The sequence below is a fragment of the Candidatus Pseudoscillospira sp. SGI.172 genome (assembly GCF_050313575.1).
Taxonomy (GTDB): domain Bacteria; phylum Bacillota; class Clostridia; order Oscillospirales; family Oscillospiraceae; genus Vermiculatibacterium.
On the sequence record NZ_JBNPLQ010000028.1, the window covers coordinates 1 to 24030 of the forward strand.

The 24030-nt window shown below is 59.7% G+C and carries 22 protein-coding genes and 2 pseudogenes; 4 read left to right on the plus strand and 20 right to left on the minus strand.

The annotated features are described in order from the left end of the window. Window positions 1-287 (minus strand): hypothetical protein (locus tag ACQRD3_RS10605; protein WP_427781367.1); only part of this gene is annotated, 287 nt, incomplete at its 3' end. A gap of 123 nt (window positions 288-410) precedes the next feature. On the opposite strand from ACQRD3_RS10605, the gene ychF reads away from it, so the two are divergent. Beyond that, entirely contained in the window at window positions 411-1505 is a 1095-nt protein-coding gene (gene ychF, locus ACQRD3_RS10610) for a redox-regulated ATPase YchF (RefSeq protein WP_080906339.1), read from the plus strand. Window positions 1506-1616: 111 nt separating this feature from the next. Here ychF and ACQRD3_RS10615 read toward each other — a convergent pair whose 3' ends face one another. The 12 genes and pseudogenes from ACQRD3_RS10615 to ACQRD3_RS10670 form a co-directional block, all read right to left on the minus strand. After that, window positions 1617-1769, minus strand: a complete 153-nt coding sequence (locus ACQRD3_RS10615) for a hypothetical protein (RefSeq protein ID WP_198933184.1) — start codon at window positions 1767-1769, stop codon at window positions 1617-1619. 513 nt (window positions 1770-2282) lie between these two features. Continuing rightward, window positions 2283-3491, minus strand: coding sequence for a DUF401 family protein (locus tag ACQRD3_RS10620; protein WP_427781368.1), 1209 nt, complete (start codon window positions 3489-3491; stop codon window positions 2283-2285). A 190-nt stretch (window positions 3492-3681) separates the two neighbouring features. Continuing rightward, window positions 3682-4644: an AEC family transporter gene (locus ACQRD3_RS10625; protein WP_427781369.1), complete on the minus strand. Its 963-nt coding sequence runs from the start codon at window positions 4642-4644 to the stop codon at window positions 3682-3684. A gap of 36 nt (window positions 4645-4680) precedes the next feature. Next, window positions 4681-5138: pseudogene (locus ACQRD3_RS10630) on the minus strand (hypothetical protein). Between the two features lie 53 nt (window positions 5139-5191). Next, a pseudogene (locus ACQRD3_RS10635) lies at window positions 5192-5251 on the minus strand (hypothetical protein); the annotation flags it as partial. Further along, window positions 5252-5566 carry a UxaA family hydrolase gene (locus tag ACQRD3_RS10640; RefSeq protein WP_080906336.1) on the minus strand — a complete coding sequence of 105 codons (315 nt, stop codon included), beginning with the start codon at window positions 5564-5566 and terminating at the stop codon, window positions 5252-5254. Continuing rightward, on the minus strand, window positions 5563-6855 hold the full coding sequence (gene larA / locus ACQRD3_RS10645; RefSeq protein WP_427781370.1) for a nickel-dependent lactate racemase: 1293 nt from the start codon (window positions 6853-6855) through the stop codon (window positions 5563-5565). Before larA ends, ACQRD3_RS10640 begins: the two co-directional genes overlap by 4 nt. Before the next feature lie 105 nt (window positions 6856-6960). Next, window positions 6961-8163 carry a mandelate racemase/muconate lactonizing enzyme family protein gene (locus tag ACQRD3_RS10650; protein ID WP_427781371.1) on the minus strand — a complete coding sequence of 401 codons (1203 nt, stop codon included), beginning with the start codon at window positions 8161-8163 and terminating at the stop codon, window positions 6961-6963. Window positions 8164-8215: 52 nt separating this feature from the next. Beyond that, entirely contained in the window at window positions 8216-9394 is a 1179-nt protein-coding gene (locus tag ACQRD3_RS10655) for a mandelate racemase/muconate lactonizing enzyme family protein (protein WP_427781372.1), read from the minus strand. 26 nt (window positions 9395-9420) lie between these two features. Continuing rightward, window positions 9421-10695 carry a TRAP transporter large permease gene (locus tag ACQRD3_RS10660; RefSeq protein WP_427781373.1) on the minus strand — a complete coding sequence of 425 codons (1275 nt, stop codon included), beginning with the start codon at window positions 10693-10695 and terminating at the stop codon, window positions 9421-9423. Continuing rightward, complete coding sequence (locus ACQRD3_RS10665; protein ID WP_427781374.1) at window positions 10695-11270, minus strand: TRAP transporter small permease; 576 nt, start codon at window positions 11268-11270, stop codon at window positions 10695-10697. Before ACQRD3_RS10665 ends, ACQRD3_RS10660 begins: the two co-directional genes overlap by 1 nt. Window positions 11271-11351: 81 nt before the next feature. After that, a complete protein-coding gene (locus ACQRD3_RS10670) occupies window positions 11352-12464 on the minus strand; it encodes a TRAP transporter substrate-binding protein (protein WP_427781375.1) in 1113 nt (370 codons plus the stop codon). 299 nt (window positions 12465-12763) lie between these two features. Here ACQRD3_RS10670 and ACQRD3_RS10675 point away from each other — a divergent pair, with 299 nt between their 5' ends. Then, a complete protein-coding gene (locus ACQRD3_RS10675; RefSeq protein WP_158082897.1) occupies window positions 12764-13660 on the plus strand; it encodes a LysR family transcriptional regulator in 897 nt (298 codons plus the stop codon). A gap of 119 nt (window positions 13661-13779) precedes the next feature. Further along, the gene (spoIIID, locus tag ACQRD3_RS10680; RefSeq protein ID WP_427781376.1) at window positions 13780-14028 is read left to right on the plus strand and encodes a sporulation transcriptional regulator SpoIIID; all 249 of its coding nucleotides are present in this window, start codon (window positions 13780-13782) and stop codon (window positions 14026-14028) included. Between the two features lie 124 nt (window positions 14029-14152). Here the strand turns inward: spoIIID and ACQRD3_RS10685 are convergent, their stop codons facing one another. Next, entirely contained in the window at window positions 14153-14482 is a 330-nt protein-coding gene (locus ACQRD3_RS10685; protein ID WP_080906318.1) for a hypothetical protein, read from the minus strand. A gap of 244 nt (window positions 14483-14726) precedes the next feature. Between ACQRD3_RS10685 and ACQRD3_RS10690 the strand changes: the two genes are divergently transcribed. Then, window positions 14727-16862, plus strand: coding sequence for an S-layer homology domain-containing protein (locus tag ACQRD3_RS10690; protein ID WP_427781377.1), 2136 nt, complete (start codon window positions 14727-14729; stop codon window positions 16860-16862). Between the two features lie 61 nt (window positions 16863-16923). Here the strand turns inward: ACQRD3_RS10690 and spoIIP are convergent, their stop codons facing one another. From spoIIP to ACQRD3_RS10720, 6 genes are all read right to left on the minus strand, one after another. Next, window positions 16924-18081 (minus strand): stage II sporulation protein P, encoded by a 1158-nt coding sequence (gene spoIIP / locus ACQRD3_RS10695; protein ID WP_427781378.1) that lies wholly within the window; start codon window positions 18079-18081, stop codon window positions 16924-16926. A gap of 136 nt (window positions 18082-18217) precedes the next feature. Beyond that, a complete protein-coding gene (locus ACQRD3_RS10700) occupies window positions 18218-19543 on the minus strand; it encodes a S1C family serine protease (protein WP_427781379.1) in 1326 nt (441 codons plus the stop codon). A 119-nt stretch (window positions 19544-19662) separates the two neighbouring features. Continuing rightward, entirely contained in the window at window positions 19663-20844 is a 1182-nt protein-coding gene (gene ytvI, locus ACQRD3_RS10705) for a sporulation integral membrane protein YtvI (RefSeq protein ID WP_427781380.1), read from the minus strand. A gap of 409 nt (window positions 20845-21253) precedes the next feature. After that, a complete protein-coding gene (locus ACQRD3_RS10710; RefSeq protein ID WP_427781381.1) occupies window positions 21254-22519 on the minus strand; it encodes a PSP1 domain-containing protein in 1266 nt (421 codons plus the stop codon). 40 nt (window positions 22520-22559) lie between these two features. After that, on the minus strand, window positions 22560-23546 hold the full coding sequence (locus tag ACQRD3_RS10715) for an ATP-binding protein (protein WP_427781382.1): 987 nt from the start codon (window positions 23544-23546) through the stop codon (window positions 22560-22562). A gap of 1 nt (window position 23547) precedes the next feature. Continuing rightward, on the minus strand, window positions 23548-23871 hold the full coding sequence (locus tag ACQRD3_RS10720; RefSeq protein ID WP_080906313.1) for a cyclic-di-AMP receptor: 324 nt from the start codon (window positions 23869-23871) through the stop codon (window positions 23548-23550). Window positions 23872-24030: the final 159 nt, after the last annotated feature.

Sequence of the window (24030 nt, forward strand, 5' to 3'; positions counted from 1 at the left end):
GCGTCAATCCCGGGGGCCTGCCCTCGCCGTCTGCCGTCTGTTTTCTGCAAAGCCGCTGCCCGCGTGTAAAAAGCACGCCCTGAACGGTGAGCCGTCTGAGCTCCTCTTTTGTCGGAGTCAGGCGGCTTTTTGATTGGGCCGGCTTTTGCTGTGGACAGGGGCTGGTTTTGAAGTCCTGAAGAATTTCTGCGTTTGTCCGCAAAAAGTTGATGATCTGAATGGCTCCACTTGAGAAACAACAGGCGGTGTGGTAAAATATCATGAGTTTGATTTGCCCAACCGGTCATGGCCGCAGTCATCCGTCGGCGGGCAGGGCATTCCGCAAAAGCAATTCGGATAACACATATCTTTTTTGAATAAACCGTGTGCTAAATGAAGGCCCCCTGAAAAATAAGGAGATGTAGAGAGCTATGAAACTCGGAATCGTGGGTCTGCCCAATGTGGGCAAATCGACCCTGTTCAACGCCATCACCAACGCCGGCGCGGAGAGCGCCAACTATCCCTTCTGCACCATCGACCCCAATGTGGGCGTCGTGGCGGTGCCGGACAGCCGTCTGGACTGGCTCAGCGAGTTTTATCAGCCCAAAAAGACCACACCCGCAGTCATTGAGTTTGTGGATATCGCGGGTCTGGTGAAGGGCGCGTCCAAGGGTGAGGGTCTGGGCAACAAATTTCTGGCCAACATCCGGGAGTGCAGCGCCATCGTCCATGTGGTCCGCTGTTTTGACGACGAGAACGTCATCCATGTGGAGGGCTCCACCGACCCTCTGCGGGACATCGGCATCATCGACATCGAGCTCATCATGTCCGATGTGGAGATGGTGGAGCGGCGCATCAAAAAGGCGGAGAGCGCCGCCAAGGGTGACAAGAAGTTCCTCCACGAAGCCGAGCTCTTCACCCGCCTGCGGGACTGGCTCAACGAGGGCAACTCTGCCCGCAGCTTTGACTGCGGCGACGAGGACGACCAGGCCCTTCTGGCCACGGCGGAGCTTCTGTCTCTGAAGCCCATCATCTACGCCGCCAACCTGGATGAGGACGGCTTTGCCGACTATCAAAACGTGGCCTACTACAACCAGGTGGCGGAACTGGCTGAGAAGGAAGGGGCTCAGGTCATCCCGGTCTGCGCCAAGCTGGAGGCCGAGATCGCTGAGCTGCCCGCCGAGGACAAGGCGGCCTTTCTGGAGGATCTGGGCATTCCCGAGTCCGGCCTGGACCGCCTCATCAAGGCCAGCTACACGCTGCTGGGCCTGATCTCCTATCTTACCGGGGGAGAGGATGAATGCCGCGCCTGGACCATCACAGACGGCACCAAGGCCCCCCAGGCCGCCGGGAAGATCCACTCCGATTTTGAGCGGGGCTTTATCCGGGCCGAGGTCATCGCCTTTGAGGATCTGAAAAAGTGCGGCTCCATGTCCGCCGCCAAGGAGAAGGGCCTGGTGCGCTCGGAGGGCAAGGAATACGTGATGAAGGACGGGGACATTGTCCTCTTCCGGTTTAACGTGTAAACCGGAAAAGCAGGAACACCCGTGGGCGGTCTGCCCACGGGTGTTCCTGCTTGAAAGAGATGAAGTACTGATTCAACGGACTGACAATATCTCTGCGTTGCAATCCAGGGATCAGAGGCAAGTAGGGCTTCTTCCAAACAGGCCGAATTCTGTGACGTCGGTGCCCCACTTCTGATTTGGCTTTGCAGCCTCAAAGTTCTGTTCCAGCAGATTCGGTGCGATCCTGCCCGCTGTGCCCCTGCAGAAACGGCGCTTTTCATCCATATCCCGGCAAACAGCCCCTATTCCTTCATCAGCCGCTGCATCCCGCGGAGACGCGGCTCCCCCATGATACGGCGGCAACCGCAACAGCCTTCGTTCTCACAGTGGTAATCGGTTGCGTACGCAAGATAAGCTGCTTCCAGAAGGATGCCGGACTTGAAGTTTTGCCGTCCGCCCTCTGTTGCCGCGCCCACGGTCCTCCATCTGAAAGCCTTCCGTCAGGCAGATTCGTTTCCCCGATACAATTCTTGTGTCTGACGGCACTTCAGACTGCCGTGCCGCTTCGCAGCAGTTCAGCCTCTCTTTGCGCATCGTCTCAACTACCACGACTTTGGATTCCGGCGCACATTGCTTGTTTGGCACTCCCTTTGGCAATGAGGAGGGCTTTCGCTGCCAATCCCCGCCGCATCCAATCCCTCCGATTTTATTTCACAATCAGAAAGGAGGTTCCGTTTCAAAGCTCCCGGGGATCCCATGATAGCGCGGACGACACCGCGCTCTCTGTGTCAACGCGCGCTAAAGCAGCCGCATCAGCAGCTCCCCATAGCCGTAGCAGAGAACGGAGAAAATCACGACGGAGGGCAGCGCTTTTGCAATAATGTCACCCAGCGTAGTATGAAAATAATCTGCCGCCACAAACGCGCACACATGGGTGGGGGAGATCTCCATCGCCGCCCACGCGATCCCCATCAGCATGACCAGCATCGGCATACCGGCATCCGGAAACGCGGACATGACCATCGGCATGCACAGGGCCACCATCGTCTGTGAGCCGCTGATCACTGTGCCGAAAAAGAACAGCAGCGCAAAGGACAGCGCCAGCGGAATTGGAAATTTGGTGAAGAACCCGGGCAGCTTTGTCAGCACGCCGGTATCGGCCAGCACACCCTTAAACAGCATGATGAGATACATGTTGCCCAGCAGTACCGGCTCCGCAGACTTCACCAGCATTTCCGGCAGATCCTTCGGCGTGAAATGGTCCACAAAGTAGTTTATGACGATCACGATGGGGCCCGCAATGCACGCGGACAGATTGCCGGCCACAATAATGACAAGCACTAAAATGAGCGTCCACAAATTCCTGATCAGTTTCAGGATCTCTTGTCTCCCATTGACGGTGCCATCCAGCGGAGGCATCTCCTTGGGCAGCTTGATCAGGTAGGTAAAGTAGACCACGGTACAGGCCAGCAGGACCAGCGGAATCATCGCGAGAATAAATGCGCCGATACTTTTCCCACTCAGCGTCATCGCCAGCAGGATCACAGGAAAGGTCGGCAAAAACATCTCCGGGATGTGGCGATAATAGCAGGCCACAAATGTCTTTGACTTCACATCCAGGTACTTGTCGCAGGTGCTGTTCACCATATCCGAGCAGATCGTCATCACAGCGGCAGAAGGAAGCAGCCCCATAATCGCGGGCGAGACGATGGTATTGAGCCTGCGGTTGCGCAGAAGCCCGTTGAACGCGTCTTGGGCATTGGCCAGACGCCCCTTTTTCTCCAGCATCAGCTGCAGGAACATGATCGCGTAAAAGCTCAGCAGCAAATCGATGGTTTCCCGGGCAATCGTCTGTTTTCCAATCACCATTACCGCTTCAAGCGGGCTGATCCGGAACAGCAGAATTGCGGCCAGGATCCCGGCGGCCAAAGCCAGATAAAGAGGTTTTCTTAACCAAAGGATCGCCACAATAATTAAAAAAATGATGGCCAAAAATAATACTTCCATGTTTCCTCCTGAACCCTGCCGCATCAAACCGAATTGCAATCCGCGTTTGGGCGGAAATTTTGTTTTTGGTTTTTAACCGCTTGCATTTATTGCATTTCCCCATCCACAGCGGCTGTTTCTGTCATGGAATGGGACACTGCCGCCACGCTGTCCGCAGTTCCGCATTGTCAGCGCTCTCCCGCCGATTCAATCATATGAAGATGCATAAGCAGCACCATATAGGCAAAGTCACAATGGACGCAAGGGTGGAGATCAGAAGGACTTCCCCCGCATAGCTGGTATCCGCCCCGTATTTCTCCGCCAAAAGCGCCCCCGTTGTCCCTGCGGGCATAGCTGCCATTAAGACGGCTGTTCCGAGCAAGACCCGGTCAATTTCCAGCCAGCGGAGGGTCAGGTAGACCACGGCGGGGATCAGGATCAGCCGCAGAAGGCAGAATTGCATCGTCAGGAGGCGCAGACGCAGTTCCTTTCGGTTGGCGTAGATCACCGCCCCGATCACCATCATGGACAGCGGCGTGGAGCAGGCCCCTATGGAGGCCAGCGCCGCCTCGCACGACGCCGGCGGATGCCTTCCGATCAGGACTGCCAGGATACCCGCCACGGTGGCCAGAATGGACGGCTGCGTCACCAGGGCCCTGAGCGTTCCGTCTGCCTCTGTCTGCGCTGTGTAATAGTGGATAGCGATTCCAAAGGTGTTGATCCGCAGGGGAATGGAGAAGATGGACGCACACAGCAGGCCCTGGCTTCCAAAGATATTTTCTGCGATAGGAAGACCGAGAAACGCAGAGTTGGACACCACGCTCGCATATTGGAGCACACACCGCCGGTTCGGCGGGACCCGCGGGAACAGAAAGCGGCTGGCCAGCAGCAGGAGCAGAGAAAATGCCCCGGAGACCCCCAGAGTGAGAAACATGGTTCCCCCCTGAAACAGGCCAATATTTTTCAGATAGCTGTTTAGGATATAACAGGGATAAATTAAGTCGATGACCAGGTCTGTGACGCACTTGCGCCCCTGTTCCCTCAGAATCCCTATCCAGGCCGCACCGAAACCAACCGCGATCAGGAGCATCATTTTGCCCAGAACAGAGAGCAGCGTCAGCACATTCTCCGTAGCGATCCCCATCCCTTCCCAATCCCGGCAGCCGGAATCCACGGCTCCGGGCTGCCTTTTTTTGGGGGGCTGCCCCCCCTAAATGACCGGGCCCAGCGTGTAGATGTCGATGGAACTGTGGTAGCCCAGCGTCTCATTCCGGGTCTGCCTTCCGGAGAGAATTTCGAGGGCGGCGGAAAATGCCTCCTCGCCCACTTCTTGAATGCTCTTTTCCCCCGTGATGATGCGCCCGGCGTTGAGATCCATGTCGTGCCGCATCCGCTCATAGGTGTTTGGATTGCCGCAAACTTTCAGGACAGGCATGTGGGGAAGCCCTGAGGTGCGCCACGGCCGGTGGAAAACATCATAAACTGTGCGCCGGTGGCCGCCATTCCAGTGAGGATCTCAGGCTCCCGTCCCGGAGTGTCTTTGATCCAAAGACCCTTCCGGTTTCCGATGGCCTCTGGATACTCCAGCACACCCTGGATGGGCCGGGTGCCGCTTTTGACAATGGCACCCAGGCTTTTTTCCTCGATGGAGGAAAGGCCGCCCTCCAAGTTTCCTTGGGTGGGCTGCCCCCGGCGCAGGTGACGCAGGGAATGACCGCAACATGATTGCGGGCGCCCACCTGCCCGTCAGGGCGGACATAACCCATAAATTCGTAGCCCATTTATTTTTCTCCTTTTTCCCAATCCCCACGGCCGCGCATGCTGTCCAGGTTGTGGATGTGAACATAGTCTCCCCGTCGGATGTTTTGGGTCGCCACACCGATCTCCTCACCATATTTGATGATGCGCTCGCCCGGCTTGATCTCCCGAACGGCAATTTTATGCCCATAGGGCACGGCCTCATAGGCTGAAACGGTTTCCTGACGGCCGGCCTGATCTCGAATCTTTACCTGGGAACCGCTGACTACTCCATTGGCAAAAATGGTGGCTACATTGTCTTTTTCATTGACTTTTAATGCAATTTTTGTCTCATTCATATGTGTGCTCCCCTCTGTGAGACGGCCAGAACAGACACGCCGTCCGGGATGACCACCACTTTGGCGGCCCTGCCTTTCATCTGATCGGCGATGGCCAGCGCCTCATCTGGGCTGGAGGCGGGAATCATATTTGCCCTTCGCACCAGATCGTGGTCCAAATAGGTGGTCACCAAAATCACTTTGTGCTTTTTTAAGATGCGGGCATAAACCTGCGGGCACCACTGCTCGGGAATGGTCTGTTCGGGGGGAATCTTTGCCAGATAGGCCTCGATCTCCTCGGGTGTCCCCAGAGTGATCAGCCTTTCGAAATTGGCGCCTCCCATGCCGTCCATGCAGGAGCAGCACATAATGATGACGCCGCCCTCCGCACAGCAGGCCTTGGCGGTGGCAACCGCTTTGGGGGACTGGTAGAGGTTTTGATCCAGGGGATAGCCTCCGTTGGAGGTGATCACAATGTCCCCCTGGACAGCGGGACACTGGGATTGGGCGCGAATGAAATCCACCCCGGCGGCGTGGGCGGCCTCCAGGTCTCCGGCAAAGGCGGCCACCACATTTTTATGCTGCCCCAGCGCCACGTTTAAAATAAACTGCACATTGACCCGCCGGGCTGCGGCGGCCATATCCTCATGGATGGGATTGTGCTCCAAAATACCGGTCTTGGCCCAGGGGCTGGCGATGGCCTGGAAGGAGTGATTGGCATTGACCGTCTTTTCTGCGCAAATGCCCGGCAGGATGCTTTTGCACCCCCCGGAGAATCCGGCGAAGAAATGCGGCTCGATGAAGCCTTCTGTTACCAAAAGGTCACATTCCACGGCCAGCCGGTTGACCCAGAAATTTGCGCCGGAAGGCAGAGCGCCGAGATCCACGAAATCCGCCGGCAGAAAGGCATTGTTCACCGTAATGTTTTCCCGGTCCACAATCTCATCGCCAAACATCCTGCGCTGCTCTTCCTCCGTGGTGGGCCTGTGCAGGCCGGTGGCGATGAGAATGGTGATGTGGGCGGTGGGATTCCCGGCGCGGATCTCAGCCAGGAGGAGCGGGAGCGTGAGCCTGCTGGGCACTGCCCGGGTGTGGTCGCTGGTCACCAGAACAACGTTTTGCTTTCCTCTGGCCAGATCGCACAGGCGCATGCTCCCGATGGGGTGTTCCAGCGCCTCCCGGATGAGCTCCGGTTCACTTTTCTCCGGGACGTATGCGTGCATTTTTGCGGTGAGGACTGCGGCAGTTCTCGCCTCTTCCAGATGCAGCGGAAGGGTTGTATGACCATAGGGAATCTGTATTTCTTTCATAGGGGCCTCCCTTGTTTGAACGCCCACTTTTATGGACAGCAGGTCGGCCCCCAAACGGCGGCCGATCTGCTGTCCAGCGGGAGAAATGCGGATAGTTCCCGAAACTTACTGTGCGGCGGGAGAATACTGGTTCACTTCTTCGTGCATCAGAGCGGTCTTGATGGCGAAGTCCGACAGTTCCTGGCCCAGACCAGGACGATCGGGGACGATGTACTTGCCGTTGACAGGCTGCATCTCGTACTTGCCCAGCTTGTTGATGCACTCCTGGGTGGTGCGGAAGTGATGCTCATGGATGCCGAAGTTGGGGATGGCGGCCTCCAGCTGGATGGACGCGGCGTTGGTGATGACGGCGCCGGCCACATGGACCTGAACTCGGGCGTCAAAGACGTGGGCCATATCGGCGATCTTCTTCAATTCGGTGATGCCGCCGCAGTTGCAGGCGTCAGGCTGAATGAGCTGGATGGAGTTGTCCTTGAAGAAATTGTAGTAGCCCCAGCGGGAGTAAATGCGCTCGCCCGCGGCCAGGGGGGTCCGCACGCGCTGACGCAGTTCCTTCATCATTTCAGGATTGAGCATGGAGACCGGCTCCTCATAGGCCATCATGTCGTACTTGTCGCAGAGCTCCCCAATCTTGATGGCGGAAGTGAGGTCGGTCTGACAGTGGTTCTCCACGATGATGTCCACCTCCGGGAACTCCTCCCGGATGGCCGCCATGCGATCCTCTACCTGATGATAGAGCTTGCGGTCCGGGAAGCCCTCCTTGGCCAGGTGTGGGACTTTTTTGCCGTCCTTGTCATAGGTGGTGAAGTCGATCTTGACGGCGTCGTAGCCCTCGCCCACCGCGTGGCGGACGATATCCACATATTCCCGGGTGGCGCCCCAGGGACCGATCTTGGTGGTCCAGCCGAACTGGAGCTGGCTGGCGTAGCAGCGCAGCTCGTCCCGGCACTTGCCGCCCAGCAGCTGGTAGATGGGTACTCCAAGCTTTTTGCCCTTGATGTCCATGAGGGCGATATCCAGTGCGGACATGCCGGAAAAGACCACTACGCCGCCGCCCTGGCCCCAGAAGGTGCCCTTCAGGATGGTCTCCCAGATGAGCTCGGTGTTCATGGGGTCCATGCCGATGATATGCCGGGCCATGTCGATGACCATGCCGTAGGCGGCGGTGTAGCCTGTGCCGTAGGCCACGCCGGCCTCGCCGTCCCCGTAGATCCCCTCGTCCGTATGAACGCGGCAGCAGATGGGATAGCGCGCGCCCCGCTGCTCTCCGGCGTCCAGAACATAGACGTCCACTTTGGTAATCTTCATATGAATTTCCTCCTTTTATCAGATGGGCGACAGCAGACTTTTATCCGCTCTCTTACTGGATGGTGACTTTGTCGCAGTTGCGGAAGGCCACCTCGGACAGCTCCTGTCCCAGACCGGGCAGGTCGGGGACGGAGAATTTTCCGTTCACCGGCTGGTAGTCGTGGATACACAACTCCCGGTTGTAAGGGCTCAGGGCGTAAGTATGGTGCTCGTGGATGACAAAGTTGGGGATGGCGCACTCCAGGTGGAGCGCCGCTGCGGTGGAGATGGGGCTGCCACAGGCGTGGACCTGGACGCCCACGTCGAAGGTATAGGCCATGTCGCAGATCTTTTTGATTTCGGTAATGCCGCCGCAGGTGCCCACATCGGGTTGGATGATCTGGATGGCATTTTCTTTGAAATACTCGATGTACTGCCAGCGGGTATAGATGCGCTCACCGTTGGCGATGGGCAGGCCGGTCTCGTCGTGGACGAACTTGGACAGCTGGGGTGTAGGGGTGGTGGGCTCTTCAAAGTAAAAGATGTTGTACTTCTTCACCAGGTTGCCCAGCTGGGCGGAGGACTGGGCGTCGGTGAAGGAGTGGTTTTCGATGATGATGTCCACATCGGGACCAATGGCCTCACGGACCGCCTTTACCCTGGCCTCATACATGCGCAGATAGCCGGGGCTGAGCAGGCCAATGCGGTCGGTGTCGCCGAAATTGCCGGTGTCCGGTTTGAAGGTGAAGAAATCGATCTTGATGGCGTCGTAGCCATCGGCCACGGCCTTCTTGGCTTCCCGGGCGTAGTCCTCCGGGTTGCGCTGGGGGATGACGTCGGGACCCCAGCTGAACTGGAGCTGGCTGGCATAGGTGCGCAGCGTCTCCCGGCGCTTGCCGCCCAGCAGCTGATAGACAGGGGCGTTGTAATACTTGCCCTTGATATCCCACAGCGCGATGTCAATGGCCGAGATGCCGGCGAAGATCACCGGGCCGCCGTTCTGTCCCCAGAAGGTGGAACGGTAGAGCTTGTCCCAGACGATCTCATGATCCAGGGGGTTCATGCCGATGATGAGCTTGGCAAAGTTCTGAACGATGCCAAAGGCGGCACTCTGTGCTTCTCCGTAGGCCAGGGCGGCCTCACCGTCGCCGTAGATCCCCTCGTCGGTGTAAATCCGGCAGACAATGGGGCGCCAGTGGCCGTTCTTCAGATTGGTTTTCAGATGGAGAATATCTACTTTGGTGATTTTCATATTTGCTGCTCCTTTTTACTTCTTTCTTATCCGCAGCCCAAAATCGCCAGGGCGATGGGCGGACAGTAGGCCACCACAAAGAATGCGATGATCAGGCCAATGAGGAAGGGCCAAGCCGCTTTTGTGATCTTGTCGATACTGATGCCCGTCATGGACGAGCCGACAAACAGGTTGAGGGCCACCGGCGGTGTGACAAAGGCGATGGCCAACGCCAGGGTCATGATAATGCCAAAATGGATGGGATCTACGCCCACCTGTTGGACGACGGCCAGAAGCGTGGGGGCCAGAATGACGATGGCGGGAGTGGTCTGGACAAACATGCCAACGATAAAGAGAATGATAAAGATCAGGAAGAGGATCACGTAGTAGTTGGTGGAAATGCTGAACAGGAAGTCGGAAATAATCTTGGTGATGTTCAGGTAGGCGAACACCTGACCGGTGGCCTTGGCGGGAGCCATGACGAACATGGTGCCGGCAATAAAGGCGGTGTTGTCTCGGAAAATCTCCCACAGCTTGACAAACTTGAGCTCCTTGTAGACGAACAGACCTACGATGATGCCGTAGACGGCGGCTACGACGGCAGCCTCAGTGGCGGTAAAGTAACCACCGTAAATTCCGCCCAGAATGATCACGGGCATAACAAGGGCCCATTTTGCATCCCAGAAGCTTTTGCCCATGGTTTTCAGGTCGAACTTGTTGTCGCCTTTCAGACCGTGTTTTTTGCAGTAGACGTAGTTGATTGCCATCAGGATGCCGCCCACCACCAGTGCAGGACCCAGGCCGGCCATGAACAGATCACCCACCGATTGGTTACAGGTCACGCCATAGAGAACCATTGGGTAACTGGGAGGGACGATGACGCCCAGACCGCCGGCACAGCAGGTCAGGCCCGTGGCGTAGTATTTGTTATAGCCATCCTGGACCATCATGGGGATCATGATGGCGCCAATGGCGGCCACTGTGGCGGGAGCGGAGCCGGAGACTGCGCCGAAGAACATACAGGAGATGATGGTCACCATGCCCAGGGAGCCGGTAATGCCGCCAATCATGGATTTGGCCGCGGCAACCAGTCGTTTGGACAGGCCGCCGGTCTCCATAATGGTGCCTGCCACCATAAAGAAGGGCAGGGCCAGCATGGTGAAACTGGCTACGCCGGAATAGAGGGTCTGTGCCAGAAAGTTGGCCGTGGTGACTGGGTTCATGCCGATCAGAACGACCAGAGCCAGAAAGATCGCCACCGCAATGGGCACGCCCAGGAACATCAGCCCGAACATGACCAAAAACATAATACCGGTTGCCATTATTTACTCGCTCCTTTCGCTTTTGCGGCCAGTTTTTCTTGATAGATCCGCTCACAGGCGTCCAAATCCATGGAGGGCTTCGAGGCTCCCAGATTCTCTTTGTTTTCTTTCATCATTCTGGCTGTATCCTGCACCAGCCGGATACAGGAGAGAATGAGCGACAGAGGGATCACAGAATAGACCAGGGATTGCGGCAGCTGGAGCATAGTGGTTTTACTGGCGCCCAGCAGGCGGATCACATCCGTCATGACATAGGTGACATACACGTTGAATACGGCAAAAACCACGTTGGAGAAAATGAGCATTGCCCGCTTTGCTTTAAACGGGACCAGATTGAGCACAAAGTCGATCCGCAGATGTTTGCGTTGGGTGACGGCGGCGGAGATTCCCAGGTAAATCATCCAGACAAACATGATCGTGGCAAACTCCTCCATCCAGGTGAAGGAATGTTTCAGGACATACCGGCTGACTACCTGAAGCATCAGCATTACAGTCAGGATAAAAAAACAGACGGTTCCAATATAGAGCTCTATATTGTTGAGAAAGGTCTTAAGGTCAAATTTCCCATCCTTCACGGAAAAAACCTCCTTAAAAAGTGCGCAAAAGGCCCGCCCGCAGACGGGCGGGTCTTTTAGCAAAAGAATAAGCGGGGGTGGTTATTTGTGACTGGCCTCGTAGTCCTCCACAAAAGAGATCATGGCGTTGTAGGAATCGGCGCCCATCTGCTTCTCCACCATAGGCCACACAGTCTTGGCTTTGTCCTGGAACAGTTTCAGCTCGTCGTTGGTCAGACGGATGATCTGGGTCCCGGCATCATCCTCCACGGTCTTGATAAAGCCTTCGGCCAGCTCAGCGGTCTTTTCCCGGCCCTTGTTCTGGGCTTCAATCATGATATCCCGGATAAGCTGCTGGTCATCGGCAGACAGCTTGTTCCAGAAAATGGGGCTGGCGGCGGGGATGGTGGCGGTAAAGTTGTGGTTTGTAATGACCATGTAGTTTTGAAGCTCATACACCTTGGAAGAGACGATGTTGCTGGGGGGATTCTCCTGGGCGTCCACCATCTTCTGCTGCAGGGCGGTATAAAGCTCAGAATACGCCACCGGGGTCACGGCGCAGCCGAGAGCTTCCCAGCAGGCCATCTGGATGGGGTCCGGCATGGTGCGGATCTTAACGCCCTTCAGATCGTCGGGGGTGTGGACCTCGTTATTGCAGGTGAGCTGACGGAAGCCGATGTCGAAGTAGCCCAGAATGATGCATCCGGTGTCTGCCTCGGCCTTTTCCTTCCAGCTCTGGCCCACCTCAGAGTCCAGCACCGCATAGGCCTCGTCATAGTCCCGGTACAGGTAGGGCATATTCAGGCCGGCAAAAGCAGGCGTGTAGTCGGCCCAGGAGCCGCAGTTCAGGATACCCATGTCAAAAGCTCCGTTTTGCAGGCCCCCGATGTATTCCTGCGTGGAAGATGCGATCTGGCCGTCCGGGAAAACCTGAGCTGTGATCCGCCCGTCGGTCCGCTTCGAGATCTCGTTGACAAAATAATTGGTGGAAATGCCCAGGGATGTGGTGCCCTCTCCCTCAAACTCCACGGTGGGGGAGGATGAGGCGATTCGGATGTTGATGCTTTCCCCCGAGGCGGAACTGCCGGGGCTGCTGTCGCCTCCGGCAGCAGCGCTGGGAGCAGAGGCGTTTTGCCCTCCGCCGCAGGCGGCAAGAGAAAGTGTCATCGCCAGGGAGAGCGCACCGGTCAGCACTCGTTTCAAGTTCTTGTTCACGTTGTTTTTCCCCTTTCATCTTCAAGTCCCTCTTCGGCAAGGAAAATTCCGGGTGCGGTGCTTTCTGTTTGCTTTTTTGACTTCCCCGTGCTATCCTAAAAGCTAAGAGTTGTCGTATTTTTTGGAATTTTGTCTCGCCGTCTTACTGCATTACAGTATAGCAGTGCTCTTTCTGTGCGTCCAACACCTTTTATATATCAATTCATCACTTCTGGAAATGCAGTTAGAATTTTACCTCTATTTTTTGTGCAGTTTCACCGCTTTCTTTGATGCAGTTTTTAGAGGGGGGCATGTCTGAAATGAACTACCAGGCTTTAATTTATTTTAAAACCGTGGCGGAGCTCCAGCACTACACGCGGGCTGCCGACGCCCTCTATATCAGCCAGCCCGCTTTGTCCAAGGCCATTCATAACCTGGAAAGCGAGCTGGGGACCGCGCTCTTTCAAAAAAACGGACGAAATGTGGAGCTCACCCGCACCGGCAGCCTGTTTTACGAGTATATCAACCGCTCTCTGAACGAGATCGATCAAGGCATCGCAGCAGTTCGCCGGGAGATCGAAATTGAGCGCAACACCATCTTTGTCTCCGCGCTCTACTCTCTCTATGCCATCTATCTGCCGGATAAAATTTTGGCTTTTCGCCGTCTATACCCCGATTGCCGCTTTCGGATGGAGTATAAATACACCTCTGCCGTTCTGAAGGACGTTATGCAGGGGCGGTTTGAGCTGGGCGTATGCAGCGATTTTACTCCCGAGGGCGAGTTTTCCTGTCTGGAAAAGCACACCTTGTTTCAGGAGCCGGTGGAGCTCATTGTCGGAAAGGGACACCGTCTGGCGGGGCGGCAGAATATCCCGGTGGGAGAACTTCGGGACGAGCATTTTATTGTCTGGGTCCGCAGCAAGCTGGGAACCAATAAGCTCTTGGCGGATCTGTGCGGCCGTTTTGGCTTTGAGCCCAACATTACCGCAGAGGCGTACAACGACTACGGGGTTTTGAGTATGGTTGCTATGGGCGAGGGGATCGCCATTATCCCTGTCCACTCCGGCGCCAACACCAGCAATGTGGTTCCCATCTCCCTGGATGTAGACTTCCCTTTGACACGGGACATCAGTCTGGTGTGGAGGAAGAATGAAGCCCTCTCCCCCATGACCGCTAAATTTCGGGACACTCTCCTTTCTGAGCATGATTGGGTATAACGGCCACATCGCGCTGCCGCAGATGCGGTTGGGCCTTTAAAGAAGCGCTCGGGCGTTTCATATTTTCTGACTGTGCCACATATACCTTTCACAGGACGAACACATGGGGAGTGTTGCGCGTGAAAGGGAACATGGAGGAGCGGGCCGTCCGGCTCGCCCAGTACATCATAGAGAACCGGGCCACCGTCCGCGCGGCCGCGGCCAAGTTCGGCGTCAGCAAATCGACCGTACATAAAGACCTGTCGGAGCGGCTGCCCACATTTAACCGCCCCCTTTACCTCCAGGCCAAGGCGGTGCTGGAGGAGAACAAGGCCGAACGGCACATACGGGGCGGGATCGCCACCCGTCGAAAATACAAAGGCAGATAACGGCAGCGCAAAAAAAGATACAGCGGCAGGGCTGCGGCCCCGTCGCTGTATCTTTTCTGTTTTTCAGCACACCGCACCCTTTTCGTCCGTCAGAAAGGCCGCGGTCTCTCCATTTACACCGCATTTATATAGTAATAAGAAAAGCGGCCACTGCAGCGGCACTCACCGCAATCACGGAAAGGGAGGCGCACAGCTCCAGCCAGCCCGCCGCACGCTCCCGGCGAAGCCCGGGAAAGGAAACTTCCGATTCCTCCGTTTCCGAATCCCGGCTTTCTTCCTCTGCTTCCCGGAGCTGCGCCAGCGCAGCTTTGGTCTCCAGCTTTCGGCGGCAGCGCTGAAAGTCCAGCACCTCACCGGCGGGCGCTTCCGCCGGGGCGGGGGAAAATTTCAGCAAATCGGGTCCTCCGCTGACCCTGACCCTGCGGGCCGTGAGATTATAATAGACCGTATCCATATGCGCGACCTCCTGTTCTGCTGATTTGACCCCAGTATAGCAAAGAAAGAGTCCCAAAAAGAGGACTTTTTCTATTTCCAATCATTGTTAGAACATCCGTTCCTCCAAAATATACAACATTTGTTCTATCCTGTCAAGCAGTTTTTCAATTTTTTAAAAATCTTCCAGTTGTGGAAACTTTTTTAACTTCTATGCGTCTAAATGGTCAAAACAGGCTGACTGCCTGAACTGGGAGGTTGAAAACATGAAATTGCGCAGACTTGCCGCCGCCGCACTGGCGGTGGTCCTGGGCACATCTCTGGGAACCTCTGCTCTCGCCGAGGGAGCAAAGGCCTCAGACGCCCGTCTGATCCGGGTGACCCAGGCGGTAAAAAGCACACTGTCCATACCGGACGACTACGCCCAATTTTCCGGGGAGCCCACCGAGACTCCGCTGGGGACCCGCTGGGAGCTGAGCTGGAGCGGGGAGGACAAAAATCTCTCGGTCACCGCCACTGAGGCGGGCAAGGTCCTCTCCATGGATCTCTGGGAAGAGACTCATGGCGGGCAAAGTGATTTCGGTCCCAGCTTTCCCGCCATGGGCCGCGCCCAGGCCCGGACCTATGCCGAAGCATTTTTGGATCGCGTGCTGACAGACGGGGAGGCGGCCGTTTTTGAGGAGGGGGGAGACGAATCCCTTTCTTCCTCCGCCCGCTCCTTCTGGGGAAGCATCCGCCTCAACGGCCTGCCTGCGCCGCTGAATTTCCGTCTCCGGGTCCGGCTGTCCGACGGCGCGGTGACCTCTTTCTGGCGGGACGATCCCTCTGAATACGCCGGGGCGCTCCCCGCGCCTGCGGCGAAGCTCGATGCTTCCGCGGCCGCCGCGCTCTTAAAGACCACATTGTCTCTGCGGCTGGAATATGTCCGGGCGGGGGAGGGAGAACCGGCGGTTCTCCGCTATCTGCCCGAGAGCGGACATGACTTTTACGTGGACGCCGCTTCAGGCGCTCTGGTGGATCTGACCGCGCTCCGGGAAAAACTGGCCCAGACGGGCGGGGCGGGCGGCGCCGACAAGGCCAACGCCGCCGAGTCCGCCGCCGACAGCGGCCTGACCGAGGCGGAGCTGGAGGGTGCCGCGCAGCTGAAGGGAACTCTGGATCAGGCAGCGCTGGACCAGGCCGTCCGGGCCTGGAAAGAGCTGGGACTGAGCGCCTATCAGCTCTCCGAGACCCGCTACTTTGTGGATCGGGAGACCGATGAAGTCACCGCCCGGCTGACCTATGGCAAAAAAACCGCCCTGGGGATCTGCCGCCGGATGGTATCGGTGGATGCCCGGACCGGCGCGCTGGAGTCCATGTCCGGCTACGATCCCTATGACGAGTCCGCTGTCTCCAAACTCACCCCATCCGCCTCCCAGGCCAGGGGTGAGGCCTTTTTCAAGGCGCTCTGGCCCGACCAGTTTGCCAAGACCGCTCTTTACCAGCCGGAGGCACAGCAGAGCGGCGAGCCTGTCAACATTTTCACCTTCGCGCAGAAGGCAAACGGCTATTTCTTCCCGGACAACGCTCTCCAGGTGGAGGTCAGTGCTCTGGACGGCTCTATCGTGGGTTTCTCCCGGACCTTTGACGACTCCGTGACCTTTGCCCCCGCCGACGGCCTCATCAGCGAATCAGCCGCGCTGGACATCTGGGCGGGCAGCTATCCCGTGGAACTGGCCTATGTGGCCGTCCCGGTGGAGCTGGACCTGTCCGCCGAGGAATTTGCCCCTCTGCTGGAAGCGGGATACCGCTATTTCAACGCCCTCAAGCCCGGCTACGCTTTGGGAGAACAGGATCTCTGGTACACCGGGGTGGATGCCCGGACCGGAGCGCTGATCGCGGCGGACACCTGGGAGGCAGTGTCTGTCCGCTACGACGATCTGGACGGCCACTGGGCCCGCTCCGCACTCCTCCAGCTGGCCGATTACCGGGTGGGCTGGCTGGGCGGCAAGGCCCGCCCCGGCCAGCCCCTGACCCAGCTGGACTATGTGGCGCTGCTGGCCAGTGCCGGCGGCTATCTCTTCGACCCCGAGACCGGGGATGTGGACGATCTCTACCGCTACGCCTTCCGGCAGGGCATCCTCTCCCGGGAGGAACGGGCGGACGAGGCGCTTCTCACCCGCATGGACGCGGTCAGGCTGCTGCTCAACAGCCTGGGTTACGGCAGCGTGGCCCGTCTGCATGGGATCTACCGCTGTGATTTTAAGGACGCCGCCGCCATTCCGGCGGCCGATCTGGGCTATGCCGCCCTGGCCCAGGGCCTGGGCGTGGTAACGGGCGACTCTGCCGGAAACTTTGCCCCGGACCGTCCCGCAGTCCGGGCCGAGGGCGCAACGATGCTCTGGAACTACCTGAGACGATAAGACAGGGAAATCCCCGCGGCTCCCGCCAGGAGAGCCGCGGGGATTTTTGCTGGAGAAGCCGTCACTCCGCCGCCAGGGAGAGGAACACGGACCCGGCCGCCCGGGCAAAGAGCCGGGCCCCGGCCAGCGCCTCCTGAAGGGTATTGCCGTGACTGCCCACCTCCACCAGAAGAGAGCCGGGGGAGAGGTTCTGGTTGTAGACTGACTGCCGCAGGGTCATGGGCCGGGCCAGGGTGGGGTAGAGGGTGTCCAGGCTCTTTTGCAGCCGGGCGGCCAGGGCCAGATTTTGCATCCAGTTGGGGTGCTCGCCCCCTCCCGCGCTGCTGCCCACCACCAGCATGACCTGGGCTGTTTTGACCCCGTCCACGGTGGTCACCGCTTTGTACACCGTACCGTCGCTTCCCACCAGGGCGTCCCTGTGAACATCCAGCACCAGGCGGATGGTGGGGTACTGGGCCAGATAGTTCTGCACCGCCGGGCCCGACCGGCCGTAGGAGCCGTTGTACTGAGGATAGTCGTAGACGCTCCGGTCGTGGAGGACCGACAGGCCCATCTCGGTAAAGACCCGCTCCATCTCGTCCCCCACCCGGATCATGTTGTGGGCCTCATCCAGGGTGCGGGTGTTGTTGTCGCTGGGGGTATATATATCGGTGCCGTCCTGGGTATACGCTTCCGTGGCGTGGGTGTGAATGATGAGGATCTGCGGACCGTCCGGGGCGGGAGCCAGGGTAAAGCTCAGGCTCTGCTTCAGCACCCCCAGCAGATCCACCGGGAGGCCGGTTCGGTTATACAGGTAGAGCCCCGCTCCCGTGACATAGCCCTCGGTGGTGGTGGGCACCAGGGTGCGCTCTACGATGTCCCCCGGCGCGGTGGTGGTCTCAGGTGCCTCGGTGATGTCGTCGTGGTCGGGGGCGGGCTGCGCGTTGGGAAGGGGCTCCGCAGAGGGCGCAGGCTCCGTCTCCCGCCCGGGATTGGCGACCAGCAGGGGCGACTGGTCCACCGCCAGCCGCCCCCAGAAGGAGAGGGGGTCGGCCCGGGCGGGCCCCAGCTCGGTGCGCAGGGCGGCGCTGACAAAGTCCCCGCTGCCCCCCAGCGCCTCGGCCGCCCCCGACGCTGCGCCCGCCCCGGCGCCTATGAGAAGCAGCCACAGTCCCATGGTGGCCAGAAACAGAGCGGCCGACCGCCGAAACAGCCGCCCCCATTTGATTTTTTTTCTCATTGCTTGTCCCTCCCGCAGTTCTTTGGTTTGTGTTACACTGTATGCGCCTGGAGGGATGGATATGACGTCCCGCCGCTTTGACCCGGGAACGTGAAAAACCCCGGCGGTCTGAGACCGCCGGGGGAAAAAACCTGTCTTACCAGCCGAAGCCGAAGGGCCAGGAATAGCCGCCCTGCTGCTGGTGCTGGGCGGAGGACTGCTGTTGCTGGGTGTTCTGATAGCTCTGCTGGAGCTGGGACATGGCCTGCTCCCGCTCCTTGTTGTTCTCGTCCAGAACGATGGAAAGGGTCTGGGTCTTGCCGCCCCGGTAGATGGTGAAGGAGACCGTGTCCCCAGCCTTGTAGTTTTTCACAATGGACTTGAGCTGATCGCTGCTGGTGACTGCGGTGTCGCCCACGGCGGTGATGACGTCGCCGGTCTTAAGTCCGGCCTTCTCGCCGCAGGAACCCTCCAGCACGGCCTCCACGTAGGCGCCCGCGGGGATGCCGTAGCGCTGGGTGGCATCGCTGGAGACATCGTTCATCAGGATGCCCACGTTGGGTTTGCCGGTGACGTATCCGTTCTCCATGATGGATTTGACCATGTCCTTCACGTCGTTGATGGGGATGGCGAAGCCGATGCCCTCAATGGAGGCGTTGGATGAACTGGCGGAGCTGGAGTATTTGGCGCTGGTGATGCCCACCACCTGGCCGTACATGTTGAACAGCGGTCCGCCGGAGTTGCCGGAGTTGATGGCGGTGTCGGTCTGGATCATATTCATGATCTCGCCGTTTTCCATGGTGATGGAGCGGTCCTTGGCGGAGACGTAGCCGGCGGTGAGGGTATACGTCAGCTCGCCCAGGGGATTGCCGATGGCGGCCACCTGCTCGCCCACCACCAGATTGTCAGAGTCGCCCAGGGTGACGGGGGTGAGGCCGGCGGCCTCGATCTTCAGCACAGCGATGTCGTTGGCCTCCTCCCCGCCCACCAGGGCGGCATCATAGGTGGTCCCGTCCACAAAGGCCACCTTGATGGAGGACGCGCCGGCAATGACATGGTAGTTGGTCAGGATATAGCCATCCTGCGTCACGACGAAGCCGGAGCCCGCAGCTGCGGATTTCACGGGCTGCCCCCAGAAATTGGTGGTCACCAGTTCGGTGGTGATGCCCACGGTGGAACCCACGTTGTTGGCGTAGATCTGGGGAATGGTCAGCACCTGATCGGTGGAGGTGCTGGACATGGTCACCGCAACCGGCGTGTGCGTGCCCTCGTAGAGAGTGGTCTGCCCGCCGCCGGGGAGGAAGTGGACGGCGGCGCCGCCCACCGCGCCGCCCACCAAAGCGCAGGCCAAACACAGAGCGGCGATCTTCACCCCGGCGTTCTTTTTCCGCTTCCCGGTAGCGGCTTCCGCGCCGTCCACCCTGAAATTGTTCGTAATGATGGGGTCTTCCTCATGCACCCGATTATAGTCGTTGTAGTACATATCGTCTCGCTCCTTTTGACTGCGTTTTTTCTTTTCTTCTTGGAACAGTTTATAAAATACCTTGGAATTGTGTCCAAAGAATGAAGAAAAATCGGAACGTTTTTGAACTTTTTCTCCGGTCAATCTCTGTCTGAAAATTCCGTTTCAGATTCTTCCGGCTTCCCGCTTTTCAAAATGGCGGAGAGGTCGGCGGCGGCCAGCTTCACGTCCCGCAGAGTGTTGTCCAGCACACCGGAGCGGCACACATTGATGACCACCAGGCAGAGCACGGGGCCCAGGATCATCCCGGCCACGCCGCCCACCTGCATGCCCACATAGACGCTGACAAGAGAGAGGATGGGGGAGAGGCCGGTCTGATCCCCCAGCACCTTGGGCTCGGCCACCCGGCGGAAGAGGGCCACCAGCCCCCACACCACCATCAGCCCCAGCGCGCCCCGGGGATTTCCGGTAAAGAGATCCACCACGGCCCAGGGGACCATGACGGTCCCCGCCCCCAGAATGGGGATAAAGTCCAGCACGGCCAGACCCAGGGCCAGCAGCAGGGCATAGGGCTGCCGGATGAGCAGGAAACCGCCCACCAGGATGAAGAAAACGCCGATGGAGAGGATGACCTGGGCCTTGACATAGCCGCCGAACCCGGCTGAGGCAGCCCGTTTCACCTGCCCCAAAAAGGCCCTGGGACCGTTCGGGAGCCGGTCGGCCAGGCCGCTGCGCAGCCGGGGATAGTCGGCCGTGATAAAGTAGGAGGCTATGATAAAGACCACCGTGGCCACGGTGAAGGAGGGCAGGCCCTTGGCCACTGCGGTCAGGGAGTCCACGGCGGTGGAGAGGATCCGGGGGATGACGGTCTCCAGCCAGGTGAAGAACTGGCTCACCAGTCCGTCCACCGTGGCCTGCGCGGCAGCGGGGAGGAGGGCCATTCCCCTGGAAAAGAGGTTCCCCACAGCCTCAGAGGTGGCCTGGAGGCTGGCCACCAGGCTCTCCCAGTTCCCAGCCAGCGTAATGATCTCTCGGCCGATCCCGGCCAGCAGGGCCCACAGTCCGGCCCCCAGCGCCGCAAAGACCAGCAGAAGCAGCGCCAGAGAAAGGGCCTTTCGAGGCAGCCGCAGTCTGCGGTTGAGCCACTTTACCACCGGGCTGAGCATCCATGCCATCACGGCGGCCAGCAGGAAGGGGGCAAAGAGGGAGATGAGCGGCGGCCCCAGTCGGGCGATGGCCCAAAGCCCCAGCAGGGTAAGCGCCAGCCGCACGCCCAGACGCAGCCAAAGCCGTCCCCGGTCATGCCAGGACAGTTCCTTCATAGCGATTCTCCTTTGTTGAAAAGCATTGTGATTTAGTATACCACGGAAAAGCAGAAAAGAAAGGAAGAATTTGTGAACATCCTGCCGGACGCCGCGGGATGTTTCCGGTCCGGAGCCTGTTTTCACAACCAGAAGCGGGGGAGCCGGCCTGCGCCGTCTCCCCCGCTCAGCCCGTCGAAAAAGCCTCGCAGAGTTTCGCGCCCGCAGGCGCGAAAGAGGTGGGATCCGTTTTCTGCCGCGGCGTGTACGTGGCAGAAAACACATCTCGGCCCGTAAGTGTGCGCATGGTCCGCCAAAGGCGGACCATGCGTGCGCGCAACGGGCTGCATCCTGCTCGAAAAAGCGGCTTCGCCACTTTTTCGACAGCCTAAGCGGGGGAGACGGCCTGCGCCGTCTCCCCCGCTTTCGATTACTCCTGTGTGCCTGCAGGCGCGCCGCCCTCTTTGGGCTTCCCGCCCCCCCGGCGTCTCCGCCGCCGGTTTCGGCCGGACGTCTCGCTCTGCCCCTCCGGGCTCTTGCCGGGGCGCACACCCTCCTTGCTCTGGGGCTTCGGCCCGGGCCGGTTCTCCTGCCGGGGCCTGCCGTCCTGTTTGGGCCGGTTCTCCTGCTTGGGCTTGTTTTCCTGGCGCGGCTTGCCGTCCGCCTTGCTCTGCCCCTCCTGGCGGGGCTTGTCGCTCCTGCGGCGGCCGGCATTTCGGCCCTGGCCCCCCTTGCGCGGCTCTCCGCCGCCCAGGGCGGACAGCGCCGCGTCAATGCTCCCGCTGAGAGAAAATTCCTCCGGCGCGGCGGGCGGCGGTGTGACCCGGCGCAGCCGCTCCAGCTGCTCCCTGGGAGGCGCCACATACCCCTCCGGGCGGCGGCCCTTGCCGCTGCGGATGACGTTGAGCTCGGTGGCGGCATAGCTCTGAGGGGCGTCCGGGGTGTCCTCCAGCCGCACCTTCACCGTCTCCCGCAGATAGTCCACCGAGCTGATGGTGCCGGCACCGTCGGGGGTCTCAACGAAAGACTCGTTTTTGGGCATCCGCTTCACGGCGTCCTCATAGGCATCCTGCTCGTATTTCAGGCAGCACATCAGCCGCCCGCAGGCCCCTGAGATCTTGGCCGGGTTGAGGGAGAGCCCCTGGGTCTTGGCCATCTTGATGGACACCGGCTGGAACTGCTCCAGGAAGGCGTTGCAGCAAAAGGGCCGTCCGCAGATGCCCAGTCCGCCCACCATCTTGGACTCGTCCCGCACGCCGATCTGTCTGAGCTCGATACGGGAGTGAAAGGTGGACGCCAGATCCTTGACCAGGGCCCGGAAATCCACCCGCCCCTCACTGGTGAAGAAAAAGAGGAGCTTGTTGCCGTCGAAGCTGCACTCACAGCGCACCAGCTTCATGTCCAGCTTGTGCTCGAGCACCTTCGCCTCGCAGATCTCCAGGGCGGACTTCTCCTTTTCCCGGTTGCGCAGCAGGACCTCCCGGTCCCGGTCGGTGGCCAGGCGGATGAGCGGGCGCAGAGGCTGCACCACGCTGTCGTCCTCCACCTGGGTGTTGGCCTGAGAGCAGACGCCGAACTCGAGGCCCTTGGCGGTCTCGATGATGACCTCCTCCCCCGGGGCCACCCGGGTGCCCCTGGGGTCGAAATAGTATTCTTTTCCGCCGCTTTTAAAGCGGACCCCGATGATCTCTGTCATGTGGAACCTCCTACTCAAATGAAAAAGCGCGCCGCGCCGCTCACCCGCCTGCCTGTCCCAGTCCGGCGGACAGCGCACCGCACAGATGTCCGGCTCCCACATGGAACTCTGCCGCGTCCCGCAGAGCCTCCAGCACCCCGGCGCTCTCCAGCAGCGTCTTTCGGGACAGCTCTGCGGCCTGCCGGGCCGTCTCACGCTCCTCCGGGCCCACGTTCTGTCCGGCCCCCGCCTGGAACGCCAGTGCATCCCGCAGCAGGGCCACCGAGTGATCCAGCAGTGCGGCCAGCGCTTCCCGGTCCCACTTTTCCAGAGACACGCAGTAGGCGGCCAGGGCAAGCTCGTCCCCCTTGGCCAGGAGAGCAACGAGGATGCGGGCCGCCTCGGCGGCCGCGCCGTCTCCCTGGGCCCCCTCCAGACGTTCCACCGCCCGGCCCAAAAGCCCGCCGCACCCGGCGGCCGCGTTCCGGATCTCCTCCGGCTCTTTCCCGGGAAAACGCCGGATCAGCCACGCCTCGGCCTCCGCCCTCGGCACCGGCGAGAGGGCAAGGCCCTCACATCGGGAACGGACGGTGGGCAGCAGGGCGGCGGGATTGTCGGTGAGGAGGAGGAAGGCCGCATAGGCCGGTCCCTCCTCCAGCAGCTTGAGCAGCGCGTTCTGGGCGCTGGCGTTCATGGTCTGGGCGTTTTGGATGATATACACCTTCCGGGGCGCCTCGTTGGGCCGCACATAGGCGTCGGCACGGATCTGCCGGCTCTGGGCCACGGTGATCCCCTTTCCGTCGTCCCCGATGGTGATCACATCGGGGTGGATGCCCCCCAGCACCTTCCGGCACCCGGGGCAGGCCCCGCAGGGAACCGCGCCGGAGCCCGAGCACACAAAGGCAGCGGCGAGCAGCCGGGCCAGAGTGCGCTTCCCCGACCCGGCGCTTCCGCTGATGAGATAGGCATGGGAGAGCCCCCGGCCCGCCTCCTGGGCGGAGAGCTGACGCTTGAGGGCCCCGTTGCCTGCCAGGGCGTCCAGCCGCATGTCAGACCCGCTCGAAGCGCTCGATGTCCACCACAAAGATGGTGGCGCCGCCCACAGTGACCTCCACCGGCATACTGGGATAGTAGCCGTAGCTCATCTCGGTGGTGGTGGGGATCATCTGCTTGCGGGAGTGGGAGTGCTCCTTGATGATGTCGATGACGGTCTGGACCTTCTCCTCGTCAACGCCCACCAGAATGGTGACGTTCCCGGCCATGAGAAAGCCGCCGGTGGTGGCCAGCTTGGTGGAGGAGAAGCCCTTTTTGGTGAGGCTCTGGGTCACGGCCCCCGCGTCGTCGTGGTTGATGATGGCAAGGATCAGTTTCATAGGAATCCCTCCTGGACCGGCGGACACACAGCGCCAGTCTGTATCTTATACCCTATTATAACCCAAAGAGGACGTTTCGGCTACCACTTTTTTATCCTGACGGGGATGGGCGGGGGAGTGGGTCTTTGGGACGTGCTGCTTGGCTGCTGTGTGATTGCA

What these genes read in the sequence shown, in the direction of transcription:
- ychF (WP_080906339.1), top strand. Translation starts at nt 411, where the DNA reads ATGAAACTCGGAATCGTGGGTCTGCCCAATGTGGGCAAATCGACCCTG.
- ACQRD3_RS10615 (WP_198933184.1), bottom strand. Translation starts at nt 1,769, where the DNA reads ATGGATGAAAAGCGCCGTTTCTGCAGGGGCACAGCGGGCAGGATCGCA.
- ACQRD3_RS10620 (WP_427781368.1), bottom strand. Translation starts at nt 3,491, where the DNA reads ATGGAAGTATTATTTTTGGCCATCATTTTTTTAATTATTGTGGCGATC.
- ACQRD3_RS10640 (WP_080906336.1), bottom strand. Translation starts at nt 5,566, where the DNA reads ATGAATGAGACAAAAATTGCATTAAAAGTCAATGAAAAAGACAATGTA.
- larA (WP_427781370.1), bottom strand. Translation starts at nt 6,855, where the DNA reads ATGAAAGAAATACAGATTCCCTATGGTCATACAACCCTTCCGCTGCAT.
- ACQRD3_RS10650 (WP_427781371.1), bottom strand. Translation starts at nt 8,163, where the DNA reads ATGAAGATTACCAAAGTGGACGTCTATGTTCTGGACGCCGGAGAGCAG.
- ACQRD3_RS10655 (WP_427781372.1), bottom strand. Translation starts at nt 9,394, where the DNA reads ATGAAAATCACCAAAGTAGATATTCTCCATCTGAAAACCAATCTGAAG.
- ACQRD3_RS10660 (WP_427781373.1), bottom strand. Translation starts at nt 10,695, where the DNA reads ATGGCAACCGGTATTATGTTTTTGGTCATGTTCGGGCTGATGTTCCTG.
- ACQRD3_RS10675 (WP_158082897.1), top strand. Translation starts at nt 12,764, where the DNA reads ATGAACTACCAGGCTTTAATTTATTTTAAAACCGTGGCGGAGCTCCAG.
- ACQRD3_RS10685 (WP_080906318.1), bottom strand. Translation starts at nt 14,482, where the DNA reads ATGGATACGGTCTATTATAATCTCACGGCCCGCAGGGTCAGGGTCAGC.
- ACQRD3_RS10690 (WP_427781377.1), top strand. Translation starts at nt 14,727, where the DNA reads ATGAAATTGCGCAGACTTGCCGCCGCCGCACTGGCGGTGGTCCTGGGC.
- spoIIP (WP_427781378.1), bottom strand. Translation starts at nt 18,081, where the DNA reads ATGAGAAAAAAAATCAAATGGGGGCGGCTGTTTCGGCGGTCGGCCGCT.
- ACQRD3_RS10700 (WP_427781379.1), bottom strand. Translation starts at nt 19,543, where the DNA reads ATGTACTACAACGACTATAATCGGGTGCATGAGGAAGACCCCATCATT.
- ytvI (WP_427781380.1), bottom strand. Translation starts at nt 20,844, where the DNA reads ATGAAGGAACTGTCCTGGCATGACCGGGGACGGCTTTGGCTGCGTCTG.
- ACQRD3_RS10710 (WP_427781381.1), bottom strand. Translation starts at nt 22,519, where the DNA reads ATGACAGAGATCATCGGGGTCCGCTTTAAAAGCGGCGGAAAAGAATAC.
- ACQRD3_RS10715 (WP_427781382.1), bottom strand. Translation starts at nt 23,546, where the DNA reads ATGCGGCTGGACGCCCTGGCAGGCAACGGGGCCCTCAAGCGTCAGCTC.
- ACQRD3_RS10720 (WP_080906313.1), bottom strand. Translation starts at nt 23,871, where the DNA reads ATGAAACTGATCCTTGCCATCATCAACCACGACGACGCGGGGGCCGTG.